24 protein-coding genes and 1 pseudogene are annotated in these 21,613 nt (G+C 67.6%); 8 read left to right on the forward strand and 17 right to left on the reverse strand.

Translation table 11 applies throughout. The features are described from left to right. Positions 1–49: 49 nt before the first annotated feature. Both ASJ79_RS12805 and ASJ79_RS12810 read right to left on the reverse strand, forming a co-directional pair. The gene (locus tag ASJ79_RS12805; RefSeq protein WP_067955660.1) at positions 50–799 is read right to left on the reverse strand and encodes an alpha/beta fold hydrolase; all 750 of its coding nucleotides are present in this window, start codon (positions 797–799) and stop codon (positions 50–52) included. 49 nt (positions 800–848) lie between these two features. After that, positions 849–2,039, reverse strand: coding sequence for an acyl-CoA dehydrogenase family protein (locus tag ASJ79_RS12810; protein WP_067955662.1), 1,191 nt, complete (start codon positions 2,037–2,039; stop codon positions 849–851). Positions 2,040–2,084: 45 nt separating this feature from the next. On the opposite strand from ASJ79_RS12810, the gene ASJ79_RS12815 reads away from it, so the two are divergent. The 3 genes from ASJ79_RS12815 to ASJ79_RS12825 are packed head-to-tail and all read left to right on the forward strand — an operon-like array spanning position 2,085 to position 4,748. Then, complete coding sequence (locus ASJ79_RS12815; RefSeq protein WP_067955664.1) at positions 2,085–3,005, forward strand: NAD(P)-dependent oxidoreductase; 921 nt, start codon at positions 2,085–2,087, stop codon at positions 3,003–3,005. Between the two features lie 12 nt (positions 3,006–3,017). Beyond that, complete coding sequence (locus ASJ79_RS12820; RefSeq protein WP_067955666.1) at positions 3,018–3,761, forward strand: hypothetical protein; 744 nt, start codon at positions 3,018–3,020, stop codon at positions 3,759–3,761. Between the two features lie 9 nt (positions 3,762–3,770). Further along, positions 3,771–4,748, forward strand: a complete 978-nt coding sequence (locus tag ASJ79_RS12825; RefSeq protein ID WP_067955668.1) for a TIGR03564 family F420-dependent LLM class oxidoreductase — start codon at positions 3,771–3,773, stop codon at positions 4,746–4,748. Positions 4,749–4,771: 23 nt separating this feature from the next. Here the strand turns inward: ASJ79_RS12825 and ASJ79_RS12830 are convergent, their stop codons facing one another. Continuing rightward, positions 4,772–5,107 carry a hypothetical protein gene (locus ASJ79_RS12830; RefSeq protein WP_156448409.1) on the reverse strand — a complete coding sequence of 112 codons (336 nt, stop codon included), beginning with the start codon at positions 5,105–5,107 and terminating at the stop codon, positions 4,772–4,774. A gap of 464 nt (positions 5,108–5,571) precedes the next feature. Between ASJ79_RS12830 and ASJ79_RS12835 the strand changes: the two genes are divergently transcribed. From ASJ79_RS12835 to ASJ79_RS12850, 4 genes are read left to right on the forward strand one after another with little or no spacing between them, the layout of a single operon-like run. Continuing rightward, on the forward strand, positions 5,572–6,123 hold the full coding sequence (locus ASJ79_RS12835; RefSeq protein ID WP_067955673.1) for a TetR/AcrR family transcriptional regulator: 552 nt from the start codon (positions 5,572–5,574) through the stop codon (positions 6,121–6,123). Positions 6,124–6,136: 13 nt separating this feature from the next. Then, a complete protein-coding gene (locus ASJ79_RS12840; RefSeq protein ID WP_067955675.1) occupies positions 6,137–7,438 on the forward strand; it encodes an acyl-CoA dehydrogenase family protein in 1,302 nt (433 codons plus the stop codon). Positions 7,439–7,470: 32 nt separating this feature from the next. Beyond that, the gene (locus tag ASJ79_RS12845) at positions 7,471–8,466 is read left to right on the forward strand and encodes a phosphotransferase family protein (protein ID WP_067955710.1); all 996 of its coding nucleotides are present in this window, start codon (positions 7,471–7,473) and stop codon (positions 8,464–8,466) included. Beyond that, entirely contained in the window at positions 8,463–9,428 is a 966-nt protein-coding gene (locus ASJ79_RS12850) for an NADPH:quinone oxidoreductase family protein (RefSeq protein WP_067955678.1), read from the forward strand. The genes ASJ79_RS12845 and ASJ79_RS12850 overlap by 4 nt, the downstream gene beginning before the upstream one ends. Positions 9,429–9,434: 6 nt before the next feature. On the opposite strand, the gene ASJ79_RS12855 is transcribed toward ASJ79_RS12850, so the two are convergent. The 7 genes from ASJ79_RS12855 to ASJ79_RS12885 form a co-directional block, all read right to left on the reverse strand. Beyond that, positions 9,435–9,938 (reverse strand): hypothetical protein, encoded by a 504-nt coding sequence (locus ASJ79_RS12855; protein WP_067955680.1) that lies wholly within the window; start codon positions 9,936–9,938, stop codon positions 9,435–9,437. Next, on the reverse strand, positions 9,935–10,558 hold the full coding sequence (locus tag ASJ79_RS12860; protein ID WP_067955682.1) for a TetR/AcrR family transcriptional regulator: 624 nt from the start codon (positions 10,556–10,558) through the stop codon (positions 9,935–9,937). Before ASJ79_RS12860 ends, ASJ79_RS12855 begins: the two co-directional genes overlap by 4 nt. A gap of 123 nt (positions 10,559–10,681) precedes the next feature. After that, the gene (locus ASJ79_RS12865) at positions 10,682–11,275 is read right to left on the reverse strand and encodes a carboxymuconolactone decarboxylase family protein (protein WP_067955684.1); all 594 of its coding nucleotides are present in this window, start codon (positions 11,273–11,275) and stop codon (positions 10,682–10,684) included. Continuing rightward, on the reverse strand, positions 11,272–11,511 hold the full coding sequence (locus ASJ79_RS12870; protein ID WP_067955686.1) for a hypothetical protein: 240 nt from the start codon (positions 11,509–11,511) through the stop codon (positions 11,272–11,274). The genes ASJ79_RS12865 and ASJ79_RS12870 overlap by 4 nt, the downstream gene beginning before the upstream one ends. Next, on the reverse strand, positions 11,508–12,338 hold the full coding sequence (locus ASJ79_RS12875; protein WP_067955688.1) for a TauD/TfdA family dioxygenase: 831 nt from the start codon (positions 12,336–12,338) through the stop codon (positions 11,508–11,510). Before ASJ79_RS12875 ends, ASJ79_RS12870 begins: the two co-directional genes overlap by 4 nt. A 5-nt stretch (positions 12,339–12,343) precedes the next feature. After that, entirely contained in the window at positions 12,344–12,667 is a 324-nt protein-coding gene (locus ASJ79_RS12880; protein WP_067955690.1) for a hypothetical protein, read from the reverse strand. After that, positions 12,664–13,950: an aromatic ring-hydroxylating dioxygenase subunit alpha gene (locus ASJ79_RS12885; RefSeq protein ID WP_067955693.1), complete on the reverse strand. Its 1,287-nt coding sequence runs from the start codon at positions 13,948–13,950 to the stop codon at positions 12,664–12,666. The genes ASJ79_RS12880 and ASJ79_RS12885 overlap by 4 nt, the downstream gene beginning before the upstream one ends. A 115-nt stretch (positions 13,951–14,065) precedes the next feature. Here ASJ79_RS12885 and ASJ79_RS12890 point away from each other — a divergent pair, with 115 nt between their 5' ends. Continuing rightward, complete coding sequence (locus ASJ79_RS12890; RefSeq protein WP_067955695.1) at positions 14,066–14,983, forward strand: LysR family transcriptional regulator; 918 nt, start codon at positions 14,066–14,068, stop codon at positions 14,981–14,983. A 19-nt stretch (positions 14,984–15,002) separates the two neighbouring features. On the opposite strand, the gene ASJ79_RS12895 is transcribed toward ASJ79_RS12890, so the two are convergent. The 7 genes and pseudogenes from ASJ79_RS12895 to ASJ79_RS12925 all read right to left on the reverse strand — a co-directional run. After that, complete coding sequence (locus ASJ79_RS12895; RefSeq protein ID WP_067955697.1) at positions 15,003–16,151, reverse strand: acyl-CoA dehydrogenase family protein; 1,149 nt, start codon at positions 16,149–16,151, stop codon at positions 15,003–15,005. Positions 16,152–16,168: 17 nt separating this feature from the next. Beyond that, the gene (locus ASJ79_RS12900; protein ID WP_067955698.1) at positions 16,169–17,341 is read right to left on the reverse strand and encodes a thiolase family protein; all 1,173 of its coding nucleotides are present in this window, start codon (positions 17,339–17,341) and stop codon (positions 16,169–16,171) included. Further along, positions 17,341–18,141, reverse strand: coding sequence for an enoyl-CoA hydratase/isomerase family protein (locus tag ASJ79_RS12905; RefSeq protein ID WP_067955700.1), 801 nt, complete (start codon positions 18,139–18,141; stop codon positions 17,341–17,343). Before ASJ79_RS12905 ends, ASJ79_RS12900 begins: the two co-directional genes overlap by 1 nt. Further along, positions 18,138–19,370, reverse strand: coding sequence for a CaiB/BaiF CoA-transferase family protein (locus ASJ79_RS12910; RefSeq protein ID WP_082753818.1), 1,233 nt, complete (start codon positions 19,368–19,370; stop codon positions 18,138–18,140). Before ASJ79_RS12910 ends, ASJ79_RS12905 begins: the two co-directional genes overlap by 4 nt. Before the next feature lie 4 nt (positions 19,371–19,374). Continuing rightward, positions 19,375–20,130 carry an SDR family NAD(P)-dependent oxidoreductase gene (locus tag ASJ79_RS12915; RefSeq protein ID WP_067955702.1) on the reverse strand — a complete coding sequence of 252 codons (756 nt, stop codon included), beginning with the start codon at positions 20,128–20,130 and terminating at the stop codon, positions 19,375–19,377. Next, positions 20,131–21,297: an acyl-CoA dehydrogenase family protein gene (locus ASJ79_RS12920; protein ID WP_067955714.1), complete on the reverse strand. Its 1,167-nt coding sequence runs from the start codon at positions 21,295–21,297 to the stop codon at positions 20,131–20,133. A 114-nt stretch (positions 21,298–21,411) separates the two neighbouring features. Further along, positions 21,412–21,613 (reverse strand): annotated as a pseudogene (locus ASJ79_RS12925) (amidohydrolase); the annotation flags it as partial.

Genomic DNA, 21,613 nt, shown 5'->3' on the forward strand with positions numbered 1-21,613 from the left:
CTTTCCGGCAACGTTCCGCCGGGCGGGTGTCGGCCCGGACGCCGAGCCGTTACCGGTCAAGCGATTCCCAGAACCGCGTGAGGGCGGCGGCCCCGCGAGCCGGGTCCTCCACCATCCACCAATGACCGAGTCCGTCGAGCACCTCGGTCCGGGCGCCCGCCCGGTCGGCGGCCCTGCGCCGCATCTCACCGGTGCCGACGAAGGTGTCCTCGGTGGCCGACAGCGACAGTCCCGGGCGGGCGGCGGCGTTCCCGAGCGCCCGCCCGGCATCGGCGAGAGCCGGTTGACGTGCCGAGCGGTACAGCGCCAGGATCGCCCGACCCATCTCCGGCCCCTGGGCTGCGGCGAACGACGCCGCGACCTCGGCGGGAATGCCGAAGGCGGCCAGTTGTTCTGCCCGCTCCCCCACCGAACCGGCGACCATCCCCTCGATCACCTGCTCGCCGACCTCCGGAGTCTGGAACATCTGGGCCATGTCGTGCCACACGTAGTCCGAGTCGAACAAGCCGACGACGTCGCTGGCCCAGCTGCGCACCAGTTCGGGTCGATGCATGACGGCGTTGATCACGTGCCCGCCGCCCCAGTCGTGTCCGACGAGGTCGACGGGTTGGTCGATGCGCTCCAGCTCGTCGATGAGCCAATCCCGGTAGGCGAGGAACGTCGCCGAGAAACCGGCGGGTAACGGGGCGCCGAATCCCGGCGGCGACAACCGCACCACATCGCTGCGCCCGAGCGCGTCGACGAGCGGGCCCCAGACCGCGTCGGTCTCTGGATTGCCGTGCACGAGAACCACAGTCACGGTCGAGATCCTCTCACGAGATCGATGCCCAGCCACATCGGCGCGAAAGTCAGCGAGCCGGAAGGCCCAGCACTCGCTGGGCGATGATGTTGCGCTGGATCTCCGAGGTGCCACCGGAGATGGTGCCCGCATAGCTGCTGACGTAACGGGTGAACCAACTACCGGTGAAAAGGTCCGGGCTGTAGGGGTTGTAGGCGGCGGTGAGCGCGGCGCCGCGCAGACCGTCGACACCCGCGGCGTCCAAGGCGTGACGGAAGGCGTTCTGTTCGGCTTCCGAGCCGAACAGTTTCAGCACCGAGACACCCGGTATGTCTCGCTCACCGCGGGCCGCCTGACCGAGCGCGACCGAGCCCAGCAGCCGCAACGCCTGATGATCCATCGCGATCGTCGCGTAACGGTCCCGATCGATCTCCCCCACCGGGTGGAAATCCGCGAGCAACTGCTCGAGCCGGTTGGCGAACGCCATCCACATCATCGTGCGTTCGTGGCCCAGCGAGCCATTCGCCACCCGCCAGCCTTCGTGCAGCGGGCCGACGAGGTTCTCGGCGGGCACCCGCACGTCGGTGAAGAACACCTCGTTGAAATCCACCGCGTCACGGTCGAACACCGACGCGAACGGCCGCCGCTCGACACCGGGGGTGTCGGTGGGGATGAGCAACGCGCTGATTCCCTTGTGCTTGGGCGCTCCCGGATCGGTGCGCACGAAGGTGAGCAGCACGTCGGCATCGTGCGCCCCCGAGGTCCACACCTTCTGCCCGTTCACCACGAAACAGTCGCCGGCCGAATCGGCGGTGCGCACCGCGCGGGTGGCCAGCCCGGCCAGATCGGATCCGGCGCCGGGCTCGCTCATCCCCAGCGCCGCTGTCATGTCCGCGCGCAGGATCGGGACCGCCCAGCGCCGCTTCTGCTCGTCGGTGCCGAACGACAGCAGCGACGCGGCGATGATGCCGACGCCCTGCGGGTTGAACGCATGGTAGATGCGCCGCCGGGACAGCTCCTCACGATGGACGAACTGCTGCAGGATGCCGGCGTTTCGGCCACCGAACTCCGGTGCGTTTCCCGGCAACAGCCAGCCGTGGTCGAACTGCAGCCGCTGCCATCGCCGCGCCCACTGGGGGACGTGCGCGGTGGAGCGTGACCGCTCACCCGCCGCCTCGGCCTCCTGGGGCAGATGCTCGTCGAGGAATCTGACGAACTCGGCGCGAAACGCCTCCACCTCGGGATCGAAGGTGAGCTGCACGCCGCCGAGAATATCAAGTACTTAACATCTGCGTCAGAGTGCGCTATGACTAGTGGGATGCTCACTGGCGAGAAGATCCTGATCACCGGCGCGACGGGCAAGATCGCGTTCCCCATCGCACGCGCGCTTGCCGGGCGCAACGAGGTCTGGGGCGTCGCCCGGCTGCGGAACCCCGCCGACCGGGACCGACTGGCGGGCGCCGGAATCACCCCGGTCGCGCTCGACGTGAGCACCGGCGACCTCTCGGCACTGCCCGACGATTTCGGCTACGTCTTCCACGCCGCGGTCGACACCGGCCAGGGCGACTGGACCCGCTGCGTCGACACCAACGCGCAGAAGTCCGGCGACCTGCTGTACCACTGTCGCGCGGCGAAGGGCTTCGTCTTCTGCTCGACCGGCTCGGTCTACGGCTACCGGGGACAACACCCGCTGCGGGAGTCCGACCCACCCGGCGTGCCGTTGCGCGCGAACTACAGCTTCTCCAAGATCGCCGCCGAGGCGGTGTGCACCTGGATCGCCGGACAACACGGCATACCGCTGACGATCATCCGGATCTGCTCCACCTACGGCCCGGAAGGCGGGGCCCCCGCGGACAGACTCGAGATGATGTTGGCGCACAAGCCGATCCGGCTCCATCCCGACAAGCCGAACAACTACAACCCGATCTACGAGGACGACTACGTCGAGCTCGGGATCCGGGCCATGGAGATCGCCGGCACACCGCCGGTCGTGGTGAACTGGGCAGGCAGCGAGACGGTCAGCGCCGAGGAGTACTGCGCCTTCATGGGTGAACTCGTCGGCGTCGAGCCGATCTTCACCTACACCCCGGATGCGCACACCCCGCTGTGGCCCGACGTCACCTACATGCACCAGGTGCTTGGACGGACGAAAGTGCCGTGGCGGGAGGGCTTCCGGCGGATGATCGCGGCGCGGCATCCCGAATTCACGGTCGCGGCGACGGACTGAAGGGGGCAGAAGATGCGACTACCCGGATCGCCGTCCGATGAGGTGGCCGAGGTGCTCGCCGAGGGGCGCGGCGACATCACCACGCTGTTCGTGTCGATGGCGACCAGACATCCCGACGGCGCGGACGCCGACTACCTGCGCTGGCACACCCTCGACCACCGGCCCGAGCAGCATCGACTGCATGCCGTCCGCGCGTCGCTGCGACTGGTCTCGACGCCCGAGTGCCGTTCGGCACGGGCAGCGAGCCAGGATCGCTACGACGCCATCGACCACGTGATGACGTACTTCTTCACCGACCCCGATGGGATGGGACCGTTCCTGTCGCTGTCCGAGGCGCTCGGCGACGCGGGCCGCAAGCTGCCGCTGCTGCCGCCGGTCGAACGCGGCGTGTACGACGTCGGAACGAAGGTGGCGGCGCCGCGGGTCAAGGTGGGTGCCGACGTGCTGCCATGGTGGCCGGCCCGCGGCATCTACCTGCTGCTGGAATCGGGCGGCCCGGCACCGTCAGAGCTGACCGACATCGACGGCGTCGCCGGCGTGTGGTCGGCGACGTCACTGCGGGTCGATGCCCGACTGGCCAGTGCGCCTGCCGGGCAGACGGTTTCATACTGCTTTCTCGACGACGACCCGGTCGCGACCGCACACCGGTTGCGGCCGGCGTTGGAGAAACGCTGGAGCGCCAACGCGATCGAGCCGCTGTTCGCCGCCCCGTTCCACCCTGTCGTCCCGCACGAATGGGACCGCCATGTGCCGTAGGGAGCGCGGATGAGAATCGGTGTGATGGTCGGCTCGGACAAGGAACGTCCCCGCGCCGACCGGCTGGCGGGCCTGCTGGACGACGGAAAGACCGCCGAGAGCCAGGGGTTCGCGTCGTTCTGGATGCCACAGGTGCCCGGCTATCTCGACGCGTTGACCGCCGTCGCGCTGCTCGGGCACGTCACCGAGCGGATCGAGATCGGGACGGCGGTGGTGCCCATCCAGACCCGTCATCCGATGGTCATGGCCCAGCAGGCACTGACCACCCAGGTCGCCTGTGCGGGCCGGTTCACGCTCGGCGTCGGCCCGTCACACCACTGGATCGTCACCGATCAACTCGGGCTGCCGTATGACAAACCCGCTCAGCTGGTGCGCGACTACCTCGACGTGCTGAACGCGGGGTTCACCGGTCCCGGCACGGTCGCGGTGCACAACGACACCTACCGCGTGAACAGCCCGGTGGAGGTCACCGACGCGTTCACGGTACCGGTGCTGGTGGCCGCCCTCGGACCCACGATGCTGCGGATCGCCGGTGAGCGGGCCGGGGGCACGATCCTGTGGATGGCCGACGAGCGAGCGATCGGCGAGTACGTCGTACCGCGAATCACCAGGGCCGCGGAGACAGCCGGGCGCAGCGGAACGCGCGTCGTCGCCGGCGTTCCCGTGGCGCTCTGCCCGCAAGCCGACGTCGACAGCGCCCGCGCCTACGCCGGCGACGTGCTCGGCCACGCGGACTTCTCCCCCAACTATGTGCGCCTGCTCGAGCACGGCGACGCCGAAGACGTCGGCGACACCATGGCGGCCGGCAACGAGGCGACCGTACTGGCCCGGCTGCGCCGCTATCGCGACGCCGGGGTGACCGACCTCGCCGCGCGTGTCGTCCCGCTCGGAGACACCGCCGAGCAGCGTTGCGCGTCGCGCAGGCGCACCCAGGAGTTCATCGCATCACTGGCCGCCGAATTCGCTTCGGGCGCTGGGCCACCATGAACTCGGTGGGCTCGGCCGGGAAGTCAACTGATGTAGGAGGGATAACCGTGGCGGGCCACTTTCTCCTTGTATTGACGATTCATCTCCGGCCAGGGGACGCGAGGGACGAAGATCGCCTCCACCCAATGCCAGAGTAGGTAGGGGTGAGCCCCCAGTGCGTACAACGCCTCGTAGTCCATGCGCTCGAACGCCGCCCGCTCGTCGTCGGTGAGCACGTGATCATCGGACACCCGGTCCGGGCCGGCCGACTGCGAGAGCCACCGGTCCACGAACGCGGCCGAATCTGCCACGTAGTCGGCGACGGCATCGTTGCTCATCTCGACGGATCTCATGAACTTGTTGATCATGTATTTACTCATCAGATCTCCACAGGAAGAACGGACTCGCCGCGTAGCGGGAAGGCGTCGCCTCACCGAAGTCCGCCGGGCGGGAGTTCATCGCCGCCAGAGCTGTTATGACATTCACGTATTGATAGGTCACGTTTCCCGCGGCCATGACACGTTCGTATGTGCAGTCCGTCAGCCCTTTTGAGGCGGGCGGCGGAATCCGCGCCATTCGTTCCTGACACGAGAGGGAGTCCTACATGCCGCGACCGCGACGCGGCAGAGGCGGCGCAACACCGGCCCGATATGAGTGACCGCAGGCGCCCTCCCGCGGGTCCGGACCCGCGGGCGTAGTTAGACAGTCGTCAACTATATGCAAGGCGTAATCCCGCTGTTACAGTGCGATCGTGCGGGGAAACCTTGCTGACGGTAGTCAACGCCGTGCCTCGTTTCAGCGGGCGCGTTCGCATGAGACCAAGCGGAGCCTGGTTCAGGCGGCCATGGCGCTGTGGCGTACCAACGGCTACGCCAAGACGACGGTCGCCGAGATCTGCCGGGCGGCCGGCGTGTCCCGGGCGCTGTTCTACTTCTATTTCCCGGCCAAGGAGGACATCCTCTTCGAGGTCGGCCTGCTGTCCACGCGTGCGGCGCAGCAGAAGGTCCGCTCGCTGCTGACCAAGGACTATGAGATCGAGGCCGTCATCGCCGAGGCGTTGCGCAGCCTCGAACGGTCGATGGCGCGCAATCCGCGCGACTTGATCGTCCAGACCATCCTCGAGGGTTACCGGCACGAACACCGCATCCTCGCCGGCGATCAGCGCAACGACGTCGACGCCGACATGTTCGGCGAGTTGTTCGCCAGGGCGCAGGAAGACGGCAAGCTCGCCGCGCACGTCGATGTGCCCCACCTTTCGCGCCTGGCCGGAATGCACGTCAGTGAGGGTGTACGCCATTGGGCGGCCGGTGGTTTCGGCGACCGGTCGTTCGCCGACGTCGTCACCGACGACATCGCCGCCCTCGTCGCCGGCTTCAACATCAGAGAGCGCAACTGAGAGGACTACCGACATGGCGTGGGATTTCGAGACCGATCCCGAGTACCAGAAGGTGCTCGACTGGGCCGACGAGTTCGTCCGGGAAGAGGTGGAACCGCTGGATCTGGCGTTCCCGCATCAGCAGTTCATGCCGCTGGACGCCAACCGCCGCAGCGTCATCGACCCGCTCAAGGAGGAGGTGCGCCGCCGCGGGCTGTGGGCCACCCACCTCGGGCCGGAGCTCGGCGGGCAGGGCTACGGACAGCTCAAGCTCGCGCTGCTCAACGAGATCCTCGGCCGCTCCCAGTGGGCGCCGATCGTGTTCGGCTGCCAGGCACCCGACACCGGCAACGCCGAGATCATCGCCCACTACGGCACCGAGGCGCAGAAAGAGCGCTACCTGCGGCCGCTTCTCGACGGCGAGCTGTTCTCCTGCTACTCGATGACCGAACCGCATGCCGGCGCCGACCCGACACTGTTCAAGACCACCGCCGTCCGCGACGGTGACGACTGGGTGATCAACGGCTGGAAGTTCTTCTCCTCCAACGCCAGGACCGCCGCGTTTCTCATCGTGATGGTGGTGACCAACCCCGACGTCAGTGCCTATCAGGGCATGTCGATGTTCCTGGTGCCGACCGACACACCCGGGGTCGACATCGTGCGCAACGTCGGCCTGCACGGCGAGCCCGACGGTGAGGGGTCACACGCGCTGATCCACTATGACAACGTGCGGGTGCCCGCCGACGCGTTGCTCGGCGGGGAGGGCCAGGCGTTCGTCATCGCCCAGACCCGCCTCGGGGGCGGGCGGATCCACCACGCGATGCGCACGATCGGCCTGTCCCGCAAGGCACTCGACATGATGTGCGAACGCGCCCTGAGCCGCGAGACCCAGGGCAGCCGGCTGTCGGACAAGCAGTTCGTCCAGGGCTACATCGCCGACTCCTACGCCCAACTGCTGCAGTTCCGGCTGATGGTGCTCTACACCGCATGGGAGATCGACAAGTACAACGACTACAAGAAGGTCCGCAAGGACATCGCCGCGGTCAAGGTCGTGATGCCGACCGTCCTGCACGACATCGCCTGGCGGTCGATGCAGGTCCACGGCGCGCTGGGCGTCACCAACGAGATGCCGTTCCTCGGGATGGTCACCGGCGCCGCGGTGATGGGCCTGGCCGACGGGCCGACCGAGGTGCACAAGACGACCGTGGCCAAACAGGTGCTGCGCGACTACCAGCCCAGCCCGGATGTCTGGCCGACCGAATGGTTACCCGCCAAGCGTGAGAAGGCCCGCGCGAAGTTCGCCGACTTCCTGGAGAACGAGGTGGGAAACCTGTGAGCGAGATCGACGTCACCCGGCTGGCCGACTGGATGGACCGGGTGGCGGACCTGCCCGGTGAAGGCGAATCGCTGCAGACCCGGATCCTGTCCGGCGGCACCCAGAACGTGATCTACGAACTGCGGCGCGGAGAGCACAGCTGCGTGCTGCGGATGCCGCCGCCGGACGCTCCCCCGGACCGCGACAAAGGCATCCTTCGCGAGTGGCGCATCATCGAGGCGCTCGACGGCACCGACGTGCCGCACACCGAGGCGATCGCCGTGTGCCCGGACCCGGACGTGCTCGGCCGGCCGTTCTACCTGATGGGTTTCGTCGAGGGCTGGTCACCGATGGATCTCGAGGACCGGCGCTGGCCGCAACCGTTCGACAGTGACCTCGAGGCGCGCCGGGAGTTGTCCTACCAACTGGCCGAGGGTATCGCGCTGCTGTCCACGGTGGACTGGAAAGCCAGGGGCCTGCACGATCTCGGCCGCCCCGAAGGCTTCCACGAACGCCAGGTCGACCGGTGGATCGCGTTCTTCGAACGCATCAAGGGCCGCGAGATCGACGGCCTCGACGTCGCGACGGGATGGTTGCGCGATCACCGTCCGCTCGACTTCGTCCCCGGACTCATGCACGGCGACTATCAGTTCGCCAATGTGATGTACCGGCACGGTGCGCCGGCGCGACTGGCGGCGATCGTCGACTGGGAGATGGGTACCGTCGGCGACCCCAAGTTGGATCTCGGTTGGATGGTGCAGAGCTGGCCGGAGGACACAGATCACCCGGGCGAATCGGAGATGAGCTACGTCGACATGCGCGGAATGCCGTCGCGCGCAGAGGTGGTCGAGCACTACGCGAAGGTGTCCGGGCGACAGGTCGACGACCTCGACTACTACCTGGTGCTGGCCAAGTGGAAACTGGCCATCGTGCTCGAACAGGGTTTCCAGCGCGCCGGTGACAACGAGAAGCTGCTCGCCTACGGCCCGGTGATCACCACGTTGATGCGCTCGGCCGCTGACCTCGCCGAGTCCAGCGACTACACGTGAAAGCCGCGGTCTGCCACGGCTACGGGCCGCCCGACGTCGTGCGCATCGAGGACCGGCCGACACCAACCGTCGGCCCGGGTGAGGTACGGGTGCGGGTCGGCGCCGCCGCGGTGAACTTCCCCGATGTGCTGCTCGTCGCGAACCAGTACCAGATCAGCGTGCCGCCGCCATTCGTACCGGGCAGCGAGTTCGCCGGCGAGATCACCGAGATCGGGGCCGGCGTGCCCGGTTTCGTCGTCGGCGACCGGGTCACCGGGGCGAGTCTGCACGGCGCGTTCGCCGAGGAAGTCGTCGCACCGGTCACCGGCCTGGCCGGGATTCCCGACGGCATCGACGACCGCACCGCGGCGGCGTTCGGCGTGGCCTACCGCACGGCGTACCACACGCTGCGCTCGGTGGCCCGCATCCGACGTGGCGACGACGTGGTGGTGCTCGGCGCGGGCGGCGGCGTCGGATTGGCCGCGGTGCAACTCGGCGTCCAACTCGGCGCCGCGGTGACCGCTGTCGCGTCGTCGGACGAAAAACTCAAAACCGCAGCCGGGTACGGCGCAACCCAGCTCGTCAACCATCGGGAGGGTGACTTGCGCGGCGCGCTGAGGAGCGCACTGCCCGACGGTGCGCACGCGGTCGTGGACCCCGTCGGCGGTGCACTGGCCGAACCCGCGTTGCGCTCCCTGCGACGCGGTGGTCGGTTCGTCACCATCGGGTACGCGTCGGGTGTGATCCCGAGAATCCCGCTGAATCTGGTGCTGGTCAAGGGCGTGCACGTGCTGGGGTTTCAGTTCCAGGACGTCCCGCCCGACGAATTCGACCGCAATGAACGCGAGTTACGCGAGCTGTTGGCCGGCGGGCGGGTACGCCCGCACATCGGCGCGGTTTACCCGCTCACCGAAGCGGCCCGGGCGCTCAGGCATGTCGCCGAAGGTCGGGCCGTCGGCAAGGTGCTGATCGACTTCTCCTGAGCGCGGTCAGCTCGCCGGGACCAAGTCCGCCGCGACCGAGACCAGCATCCCGCAGCGGAAAACCTCGGTGTTGCCGACGGATCGGGCGCCGGGGTCGTCGATGGCCGAGAGTGCGCGAGCCTTGAACGCCTTGGCGGCCGCGCTCAGATGGTGCCGCACGCAAGACACGGTCTGATCGAGTTCGGCGGGGACGTGTTCGCCCCACAGCGTCACCTCTGTGCCGCCGTGATCGAGCGCGTTGCGGACGTGCGCCAGCACCCGCGGATCCCGGTCGAACATCTCGGCGGCCACGGCGACGGACTGGGGATGGGGCCGCCGGTCCCACGCCACGAGCACCGCCTCCAGGTCGAGCGTGTCGGCGCCGAGGATGTGCAGCGCCCGCAGATCGTCGTCCCGGCCCAGAAGCACGGTGACGTCCCAACCGGCCATCACCCGGTCGTAGATCCAGCCACCGGCGTAACGGACCGCGTCGCGCGCACTCGGCGCGACGACGTCCAGCCGGTATCTCATGTCGAGTTCCGTGGCGCCAACTCCCGCCCCAGTGACTCGGCGTACCCCTTGAACACCTCGGCCAACTGGATTGAACGATCGAGCAACCATAGGGTCTCCATTCCATAGATAAAGGCGAGGATTTCCACGGCCTTGCCGGCAGGGTCGAGGTCTCGGCGGTACTGGCCGCTGTCCTGACCGCGTTCGATGATCGAGCTGATGATGTCGACAGCGGCGCGGTAGCGGTCGAGCAGGCGGTCGTGCAGGGGCGCGTCGGGTGCGATGTTCTCCACCAGCAGCACGGTGAACGTGCCCACCAGTTCGGGTGCCCGGTCGAACCGCTCGGGCACCTTGCTGAGCTCGGCGACGAGGTCACCGGACCGGTAGTCCGCGTGGATCTCGTCGTCGGTGTCGCGGGCGTCGAGGACGGCGTTGAGAAGATGCTCCTTGGACTCGAAGTGGTGCAGCAGGCCGGCCGGGGTCACCCCGGCTTCCTTGGCGATCTGCGCCAGCGAGGTGTTACGCCAGCCGTTGCGGGCGAGCAGCCGCTCGGCCACAGCGAGGATCCGCTGTCTGCGATCCTCGCCTTTGGCCAGGAGAGACGCGTAAGGCCGGGAGGCCGACGACTCGGGGGCGACCACGGGGCTCCTTCGTTGAACCAACCTAGTGAACACACAGTAGGTAGGTTCCCCCGGCTGTGACAAGGGTCTCAGTGAGGTTATTTTTCGACGGCCGTCTCACCGCGGCCATCGGCCGCCGGAATGTCAGACCAGCGTCGCACCGCCCGGCGGGGATGCCAGTTCCCAGGTGTCGCAGGCGGAGGCGAGCATCGCGTAGGTGCCGACGACGAAGATGACCTCCATCGCCTGATGGGTACCCAGTTCTGCGACAAGGCGCTTCCACGTCGCGGCGCTTGCGCGGCCGTCGGCCAGGAGCTCGTCGGTCGCCTCGAGCACCAACCGGTCGGCGCCGTCGAACCCGGCGTTGCCCCGCGCCAGCCGGTCGATGTCGGCCTCCGGCACGCCACCCGCCGTGGCCACCCGCACGTGTTCACCCCAGAAGAACGCCGACCGCCTGGTGTGGGCCAACCGCAGGACCGCCAGTTCCCGCAGGCGCACCGGGAGCTCACCGCGGCGCAACAGGAAACCGTTGTAGCGCAAGAAGTCCCTTGCCATCGCCGGGTGCCGTGCGAGTACGCCGAGGATGTCGAACTTCGCCGGGTCCCCCGGTTCGCCGGATCCGGCCCGCGGGACGTCCTCGCCGCGCGTCCCGAACAACGCACCGACGGCGGCATATTCGTCGGGTCCCCACTCGTCGGTGGCCAGCGGCTCCAGCAGGGGTCGGGCGGTCTCGGTCATCGTTGTCCTTCGGGGTCGTACAGTTCGGCGGGGGCATGGATCTGTTCGGATGGCGCTCGAGCGGACACCGTCGTGGTGCCCGCCGCTGCCGTCGCCCCCAGTGTCCGCCGGTTCGCCTCAGGAGCGGCGATCGGGTCGAACTCCTCCTTGAGCGTGCCGGCCCCGGCGTCCTGGTCCCACCTCAGTGCCGCGCCCGCGACATTGGTGACCGCAGGCGTCGCGATGCCGAGCTTCAATTCAGTGGCTCTTCACCCGCGAGGACGGTGCGGTGCATCAGCCGGCCGCTGTCGTCGGCGTACGGCAGCACGCGGTGCATGGTCCCGGTGTTGTCCCAGATCAACAGGTCACCCGGTTGCCACTCGTGGCGGTAGACGTACTGCGGCTGCGTCGCCCAGTCGCGCAGCCGGGTCAGCAGCGCCCGGCTCTCCTCCACCGGCAGACCGATCACGTAATCGGCCGTGGCGCCCAGCAGCAGCGACTCGCGGCCCGACCGGTGGGTCCACACGACCGGACACGCCTTGGTCGGCGACTTCTGCCAGAGGACGAGCTCGTCGTAGCTCATCTCCGGACGCACGTAGTACTGCGAGCGCTCGGCACTGTGCACCACGCGGAGTTCGGCGATGGCGTCCTTGTCGGACTCCGGCAGGTCCTCGTATGCGGCGTAGGTGTTGCAGAATTCGGTCTCTCCCCCGACCTCGGAGAGTGTGATCGCGCGGAGCAGTGTCGCGAGATTCGGATACGGCTGCAGCGAGCCGTCGAAGTGCCAGAACATCGAACCCTTGAGGTAGTCGGCCTTCTGGTTGACGTTCTTGTCGAACGAGATCTTGTAGATCCCGTCCTGGCCCTCGCCGGCCACGATGTCGCCGAGCGTCCTGGCGACGGCGACCTGCTGTTCGTCGCTGAGGTCCAGGCCGCGGATGAAGACCACGCCGCGCTGCTCCAGCGTGGCACGGATGTTCTCGGCCTCCCGGCCACTGAGCAGGGTGTCGAGGTCGATTCGGATCTCGCTGCCGATGCGGGGGGTCATGTCGACGACGTCGAACTGCGTGGAAGCGGTACCCATGACCGTCAGCTCACTCTCGTCAGGATCGTGTCCGCCGAATGCTTCACCCGCGGTTGCTTCCACAGCTCGACGGCCAGCGACACCGTGATCAGCGAGTACAGCAGGTTGCGCAGATTCGCGACGTCCTCGGGCAGCGGTTCGCCGTACTCGAACTTGTCGACATAGGCGACCGCCTCCTCCGCCGACGGGAAGATCGCGTCGTAGAAGGCCCGGATCTGCTCCATGGAACTGTTCACCCGCTTGACGTACCGCTGGTGTCCGTCCTCGATCGCCCACTCGTCGACCAGATGCTCCAGATGCGAGAATCCCGCCGGCAGTGTGCCACTCACGACCGGGCCGCCTTCGCCTGCTCGCCGCGTTCCACGTAGTCGCCCACCACCTTGTGCAGATGACGCAGCAGGATCTCCTCGTCGTTCATCGTGAAATGCGTGAGGACACCGCTGTTCAGCATCGCCTGCACGCCCTCACACGGGCTGGCGTCCTCCAGGATGATGTCGTTGAGGAACGTCACCGTGAGCTCCTGACCGAGCCGTTCCTTGTGGGTCCTCGGCGGCTGGTAATACGCCTCGGTCTCGAAGATGTGCGAGTGCGGACCGGTCGGCCAGTGGGTGTGGACCGTGAAGCCGGAGGCGCCGAAGATCAACACGAAGTTGGGGAAGAACTGGAACGAGTCGAAGCCGTACTTCTCCGCGCGCATGGGGTTGATCCCGGGCGGCATCGGGCCGCGGTCGGTGCGCTTGTGCCACGGTCCGGCCGCACCGGCTTCCATCACGCATTCGATGGGCTTGGAGTACGGCGTCTTTCGCGACGGCTCTCCTGCGAAGGAGAACATCCGGTGCGGGCCCTTGAGTCGGTAGGCCAACGCATCGGTGAACGGGTTCGGTTGATCGAACGCCTCCCGCGCCTCGGCGGTCACCGCACCGAACGAGGAGGCGTGCAGATACGGACCGTGGTAGCTCTCGGCGAAGCTGTCGACGAAGATCTTCCAGTTGCACTGCAGCTCGGCCTTGAACCGGTAGACCTGATGCGGACCGTCGAACGGGTAACCCTCGATACCGTGGGCGAGTTCACCCAGGAACTCACGCAGCGGCTCGGTGTTGTGCGGGTTGAGGTTGACGAAGATGAAGCCTTCCCACACCTCGCACTGAATGGCGGGAACGCGGCAGCTGCCGGCGTCGAAATCGAGCAGCAGATCCCTGCGCGTGGTCGAGTGCAGCGAGCCGTCGAGGTGGTAGCGCCAGCCGTGGAAGCGGCAGTACAGCAGCGCTGCGCGGCCCTGCACCTCCTGGAAAGGGTCGTCCTCCCAGAGCATCTTGTTGCCGCGGTGCGGGCAGATGTTGTGGAACGCGCGGATCACGCCGTCCTTGCCGCGCACGATGATGACCGAGGTGTTGAGGAACCTCAGCTCGCGGGTGAAGTAGCTGCCCGGCCTCGGAACCTTCTCGACGCGGCCCATGTAGAGCCAGGTCTTCTTGAAGACGTGTTCGAGTTCCTTGTCGTAGAACTGCGGTGACACACAGTCCTCGAGGGAGACCGGTCCGCGTCCGAGTTCGGGATACGCGTCGGTCCAGTATCCGCTCGCGGGTTTGGTCACCAGGCTGTCGTGACTCATGAGGCCCTCCTCACCGTCGACGCTAACGCCGGCGAATTCCGCGAAACAGACTCAGAAGAGCAACACGCTGTTGCATATTTGGAACAGCGTTCCGGTACCCGAGGCGAGGTGAGCGGTGGAGCAGAATCTGCCCTTCGACGTCGACGCGCTGCTGGTGTTCGGCAAGGTGGTGGAGTCGCGCAGCCTGTCGAAAGCCGCGGCGCTGCTCGGCATGCCGAAGTCGACAGTCAGTCGCAAACTGACCAGGCTGGAAGCTGATCTCGGTATCAAGCTGTTGCGCAAGAACACTCATCAGCTCACCGTGACCGATCTCGGTGAGCAGGTCTACGCGCACGCGGTCAACATCCTCTCCGAGGCCAACGGTGTGCGCGCGCTGGTCGAGTCCAGCAGACAGGAGCCTCAGGGCGAGTTGCGGGTCGCGATACCGGTGTTCGTCGGCGTCGACTACGCATCCCGTGTCGGTGCGACGTTCCTCCGGCGCCATCCGCACTCCCGCCTGGACATCCGGTTGGTGGACAGGATGGTCGACCCGGTCAAGGACGGGTTCGACGTGGTCTTCGGCACCGGTCCGCTGCAGGATTCGACACTGATCGCCCGCAAGGTGTTCAGCCTTGAGCTGTTCCTCTGCGCTTCACCGGAGTTCGTCGCTCACCTCGACGGAGAACTCACCGATCCCACCCGGCTGAACGACCTGCCGTTCATCGACTTCGGTTTCTCCGGTCGGCGCAAGCTCACGGTCGTGCGGAACACGCAGCACCTCGAGCTGGAACCCCGAGTGCGAGCGCGGGCCAACAACTTCCAGGTGTGCAAGCAGTACATCCTGCAGGGCCTGGGCATCGGCGCCATGCCCACGCAGATCATCTGCACCGCCGAACTGCGGGAAGGGACGATCGTGCCCGTCCTGCCCGAATGGAGACTCGAACCGCTGGACGTACACATGATCTACCCGTTCGAGCTGTCCTTCTCGACGCTGATCAGCGCCTTCTACGAGGCGGCCGGCGAGATCATCGTGGAGAACATCGCCCGCGCCTGACCGGCAGCTCGGAGAACCGCTACAGGCCCAGCGATTTGGCGATGATCACCTTCATCACCTCGCTGGTGCCCGCGTAGATGCGCGCCACCCGGGCGTCGGTGTACAGCCGGGCGATGGGGTACTCCATCATGTAGCCGTAGCCGCCGAAGAGCTGGAGACACCGGTCGACGACGCGCTGCTGCATCTCGGTGCAGAACAGTTTCACCCGCGCCGCGTCGGCGCCGGTGAGTTCGCCCGCCACGTGCAACGTGACCGCCCGGTCCAGCATCGCCTGGGCCGCTTCCACTTCCGTCGAGCAGGCGGCGAGTTCGAACTTGGTGTTCTGGAACGACGCCACCGGGGTGCCGAAGGCCTTGCGGTCGCGGGTGTAGTCGATCGCCGCCGCGATGGCCGAGCGCGCCTGCGCCACCGAGCCCACCGCCACCGTCAGCCGCTCCTGCGGCAGGTTGTGGCCGAGATAGCCGAATGCCTCGTCGACCTCACCGAGCACGTTGGCCGCGGGAACTCGGACGTCGACGAAGGACAGCTCGGCGGTGTCCTGGACCTTGCACCCCATCTTCTCGAGTTCGCGGCCCCGGGTGAAGCCCTCCATGCCGTCCTCGACGACCAGCAGGGTAAGCCCCTTGCGCCGGTTGTCCGGGTCGGTGGAGGTACGGGCGACGACGATGACCAGGTCGGCCTGCATGCCGCCGGTGATGAACGTCTTCGCGCCGTTGACGATGTAGTCGTCACCGTCACGCACGGCGGTGGTGCGCACCCCGGCCAGGTCCGAGCCGGTGCCCGGCTCGGTCATCGCGACCGCGGTCAGCAGCGTGCCCGCCGCCAGCCCGGGGAACCAGCGGCTGCGCTGCTCGGCGTCGGCGTAGTGCAGGAAGTACGGCAGGATCACCTCGAGCTGCGTGCGCACCGTCGACAACGTCACCAGCGCGCGGGCGGCCTCCTCCTGCAACACCACGTTGTAGCGGTAGTCGGGCGTGCCGCCGCCGCCGTATTCCTCGGGGATGGCCATGCCCAGCATCCCGAGCGCACCCATCTGCTCGAAGACCTCGCGCGGCATCCGGCCGCCCTTCTCCCACTCCGGGTAGTGGGGGACGACCTCCTTCTCGACGAAGTCGCGGGCCAGCTCCCGGAACGCCTCATGGTCTTCGGTGAACAGGTCACGGCGCATCTCAGTCTCCTTGCGGGTCAGCCGATGAGCTCGACCACGGTGGCGTTGGCGGTGCCTCCGCCCTCGCACATGGTCTGCAGGCCGTAGCGAATCCCGTTGTCGCGCATGTGATGGATCATCCGCGTCATCAGCACCGCGCCCGAAGCGCCCAGCGGGTGCCCCAGCGCGATCGCCCCGCCGAGCGGGTTGAGCCTGGCCTCGTCGGCGCCGGTGTCGGCGAGCCACGCCAGCGGCACAGGTGCGAACGCCTCGTTGACCTCGTACACGCCGATCTCGTCGAGCGTCACGCCCGCCTTGTGCAGCACCTTCTCGGTGGCCGGAATGGGGCCGGTCAGCATCAGTTTCGGATCGGCGCCGGTGACCGCGCCTGCGCGGTAGCGCACCAGCGGGGTCAGCCCGAGGTTCACGGCGTTCTCGGCGGTGGTGACGAGAAGCGCCGCGGCGCCGTCGGAGATCTGTGACGAGTTGCCGGCATGGATCACGCCGTCCTCGGTGAAGGCCGGCTTGAGGCCCGCCAACTTCTCCGCGGTGGTGCCCCGCCGGATCCCCTCGTCCTCGGTGACCACGCCGCCGTCGGTGCCTGGTTCGCTGCTTGCGTGCGCGGTGAAGACGGGCACGATCTGGTCCTTGAACGCCCCGGCGTCCTGGGCCGCGGCGGCCCGCTCGTGGGACTGCGCCGCGTACTCGTCGAGCCGGGTGCGGGAGAAGCCCCACTGCTGCGAGATCATCTCCGCGGAGATGCCCTGATTGAACGAGAAATCGTCATAGCGGGCCAGGACTTTGGGACCGTACGGCATCCCGGTCGCACGCGCGGCGCCCAGCGGGACGCGACTCATCACCTCCACTCCCCCGGCCACCACCACGTCCTGTTGACCGGACATCACCGCCTGCACGGCGAAGTCGAGTGCCTGCTGACTGGATCCGCACGCCCGGTTGACCGTGGTGCCGGGAATGTGTTCCGGCCAGCCGGCGGCCAGCACCGCATAGCGCCCGATGTTGCTGGACTGGTCGCCGACCTGGGAGACGCAGCCCCATACGACGTCGTCGATCACGTCGGGGTCCACGCCGGTGCGTTCGACGAGCTCGTTGAGCACCAGCGCCGACAGATCGGCTGCGTGCTGGTCGGACAGGCCGCCGTTGCGCTTGCCGACGGGTGTGCGTACCGCGCCGACGATGACGGTTTCCCGCATTAGCTCTGCTCCTCAACTCTGTCGTACAGGGCCCATGCCCCGGTGAATTCCGGATCGCGCTTGGCGGCGAACGCGGCGTAGGCCTCGGTCGAGTCCGCGGTCGCGAAGTTACCCGGTTGCGCGCGCGCCTCGTTGGCCAGTGCCTCGCGCAGCGTGGCGCTCGCACCGTCGTTGAGCAGCGCCTTGCTCTGTGCCAGCGCGAACGGCGGTCCGCCCGCCAGCCGATCGGTCAGTTCGTCGACGAATCCATCGATCTCCGCGCCGGGCTTCACCCAGGTGACGAGCCCCAGTGCGTGCGCTTCTGCGGCGTCGATCATGTCGGCCAGCAGCACCAGGCGCTTGGCCTGTTGCAGTCCGACGATCTTGGGCAGCAGCCAGGAGCCGCCGAGGTCGACCGACAACCCGCGCTTGGAGAAGATCTGGCAGAAGCGCGATTCCGGCGTCGCGACCACCAGATCGCACCCGAGCGCCAGGTTCCAGCCGGCGCCGACGGCGATGCCGGTGACCTTGGCGACGGTCGGCACCGGCAGCTCGTGCAGCGCCAGCGCCACATCGGTGAGCCAGTCCAGTTTGTAGCGCGGGTGGATCTGTTCGCCGGTGCCGATGTCGGCGCCCGAGCAGAACGCCCCGCCGGCTCCGGTCAGCACCAGTGCACGCACGTCCGGGTCCCGTTTGACGTTGCGCAGCGCATCGGCGAGTTCGACCCACAGTCGCGCGTCCAGTGCGTTGCGGCGCTCGGGCCGGTTCAGGGTCAACGTGCGCACGCCGCCGCGGTCGGCCGACAGCAATACCTCGGTCATGAGTATGCCGGCCCGATCGCACCCTCGGCCCGTAACTGATCCAATTGCTCTGGTGTGAAACCTAATTCGGTGAGCACCGCGTCGGTGTGCTGGCCCAGACCGGGAATCGCGCCCATGGGCTGCTCGAAGCCGCCGATCACCGGCGGCGGCCGCAACGCGCGGATGTCGCCCCGCGGCGTCGCGACGGTGCGCCACCGGTCGCGGGCGCTGAGCTGTGGGTGCGCGACCACCTCGCTGGGCCGGTTGTAGCGGGAGTTGCCGATCCCTGCAGCGTCGGCCCGCTTCTGAATATCGGCGAGATCATGTCGGGCACACCAGCTTCCGATGGCCTCGTCGAGGATCTCACGGTGCGCGCACCGACCGGGGTTGGTGGCGAAGCGCGGATCGTCGGCAAGGTCGGGCCGGTCGATGATCTCGCGGGCGACGCGTTGCCATTCGCGGTCGTTGGTGGTGCCGAGCACGACGGTCTGGCCGTCACGGGTCGGGAACGCCCCGTACGGCGCCACCGCGGGTGAGCCGACGCCGAGCGGTTCCTGGTCGATGCCGGTGTGCTGGGTGTAGGTGAGCGCGTATCCCATCACGTCGGTCATCACGTCGAACAAACTCAGCTCGACCGACGGCGCGGCAGCACTGCCGGGCTGCCCGGCGCGCCCGTACAGCAGCGCGACGATCGAGATCGCCGCGTACAGACCGGTGGTGAAGTCGGCCATGGCGGGTCCGGGTTTCGCGGGCATTCCGGGGTACCCGGTGACCGCACACGATCCCGATTCCGCTTGCACCAGTAGGTCATAGGCCCGCTTGTGCGAGATCGGACCGCCGGGCCCGTACCCGTCGATCTCGACGGGGATGACTCCGGGGTGCCGCACGGCGAGGTCTGCCGGCGCGATGCCGAGGCGCGCCGTCGCGCCCGGCGCGAGGTTGGACACGAACGCGTCGGCACGGTCGAGCAGCCGGTGCAGGATGTCCAGACCCGCCGGACTTTTGGTGTTGAGCGTCACCGATTCCTTGCCGCGGTTGCACCACACGAAATGGGCCGCCAGACCGCCGGGGCCGTTGACGACGTCGTCGTAGTCGCGGGCGAAGTCACCCCCGTTGGGGTTCTCCACCTTGATGATCCGGGCACCGAAGTCGGCGAGCACCCGGGTGCACATCGGAGCCGCCACGGCCTGCTCCATCGCGACGACGGTGACACCGGCCAGGGGCGCGTTGCTCGGCTCAGGTCTCGTCACGGGTTCACATAACCATGCCGCCGTCGACCGGCAGCACCTGCCCCGTGATGTAGGAGGCGGCGTCCGACGCCATGAACACGAAGGCGCCTGCGACCTCGGCAGGCTGCGCCCAGCGCTTCATCGGGATGCGGTTCATCATGTTCGCCGCGAATTTCTCGTTGGTGCGGATGGTCTCGGTCATCGGTGTGGCCGCCAGCGGCGCCAGCGCGTTCACGCAGATGCTCTTCGTGGCCAGCTCCCGGGCCAGCGACTTGGTGAACCCGATGATGCCCGCCTTGGCGGCCGAGTAGTTGACCTGGCCGAGGGTGCCCGTCAGCCCGGCAGCCGAGGTCACGTTCACGATGCGGCCGGTGCCGTCGGTCGGGATGTGGGGCAGCGCCGCCTGCGTGACGTTGAACGCCCCCATCACGTGGATGTCGAACAGCAGCCGGAAAGACTCCTGCGTGGTCCTGTCGAACATCGCCGGTTTGGTGACACCGGCGTTGTTCACGACGATGTGCAGCCTCCCGTCGGCCAGCGCCGCGGCCTGCCCGGCGGCGGCGTCGGCGGACTCGCGGTCGGACACGTCCAGACCGGCCGACTCGGCCCTGCCGCCGCTCGCCGCGATGCGTTCGGCCACGACTGCGGCGGCGTCCTTGTCGAGGTCGGTCACCAGCACCGCCGCGCCGGCCTCGGCTAGCGCGGACGCCACGGCCGACCCGATTCCCCCGGCCGCGCCCGTCACCAGCGCCGAACGTCCGGACAGATCGAAATATCCCACTCAATAGCTCCTGGGCAGTCCGAGCACATGCTCGCCGAGGAAGTTCAGGATCATCTCCTGGCTCACCGGCGCGATCTTCATCAGGCGCGACTCACGGAAATAGCGGGATACGTGATACTCCTCGGAGTAGCCCATGCCCCCGTGCAGCTGCAGGGCCCGGTCGGCGGCCCCGAAGCCCGCGTCCGCGCAGAGATACTTCGCCGTATTGGCCTCGCGCCCACAGGGTTTGCCGTTGTCGTAGAGCCAGGTGGCCTTGCGCAGCACCAGTTCGGCGGCGTCCAGCCGGGCCAGCGAGTCGGCCAGCGGGAACTGCAGCCCCTGGTTCATGCCGATCGGACGGTTGAACACGACGCGTTCGGTGCCGTACTTGACGGCCTTCTCCAACGCGACCCGGCCGATGCCCAGCGCCTCGGCGGCGATGAGCATCCGCTCGGGGTTGAGCCCGTCGAGGATGTACTTGAAGCCCTTGCCCTCCTCGCCCACCCGGTGCTCGACAGGGACCATCAGGTCGTCGATGAACACTTCGTTGGAGCTCACCGCGTTGCGGCCCATCTTCTTGATCGGCCGGATGTCGACGTGGTCGCGGTCGAGATCGGTGAGGAAGAGCGTCATGCCGTCGGTCTTCTTGGCGACCTCGTCATAGGGCGTGGTGCGGGTCAGCAGCAGGATCTTCTCCGACTCCAGCGCCTTGGAGATCCAGACCTTGCGGCCGTTGACCCGGTAGTGGTCGCCCTCGCGCTTGGCGAAGGTGGTGATCCGCGAGGTGTCCAGCCCTGCACCGGGTTCGGTGACGCCGAAGCACACGTGCAGGTCACCGTTGACGATGCGGGGCAGCGTCGCGGCCTTGAGTTCGTCGGAGCCGTGCTTGACCACCGGCTGCATGCCGAAGATCGACAGGTGGATCGCGCTGGCACCGTTCATCGCCGCGCCGGAGCGCGAGACCTCCTCGAGGAGCAGCGTCGCCTCGGTGATGCCGAGGCCGTGGCCGCCGTATTCCTCCGGGATCGTCATGCCCAGCCACCCGCCCGCGGCGATGGCGTCGTAGAACTCCTGGGGGAATTCGTGAGCCTGGTCCTTCTCCATCCAGTAGTGGTCGTCGAACCTGCCGCACAACTCGGCGACAGACTTGCGGATCAGTTCCTGATCCTCGGTCAGTTCGAAACTCATGCCGCCCGGCATAGCCGTGACTCCTTGCTTCGGTCCCCGCCGAAATGGCATTCCAGCAGAGAAAGTTCGAGTGGGCCCCTGCTGGAATGCCATTTCGGCGAAGGGGGTGTGCTCTCAGTCCTTGTTCCCGCTCAACTGCTTGGCATTGGCGGCGAAGTCGGCGAACGTGGCTCCGGTCTTCTCCCTGTTCGAGAGGGCTTGGATGGAGACGTCGTGTCCTTCGGCGGCTTTGCGCAGGGCGCCGACGGTGGCCTGGTCTTTGGGGATGTGGGTGAACGGGTCCCAGTGATACCAGCGCATCGCGTTCTGATAGGTC

The sequence above is a fragment of the Mycobacterium sp. NAZ190054 genome, assembly GCF_001545925.1.
Lineage (GTDB): Bacteria > Actinomycetota > Actinomycetes > Mycobacteriales > Mycobacteriaceae > Mycobacterium.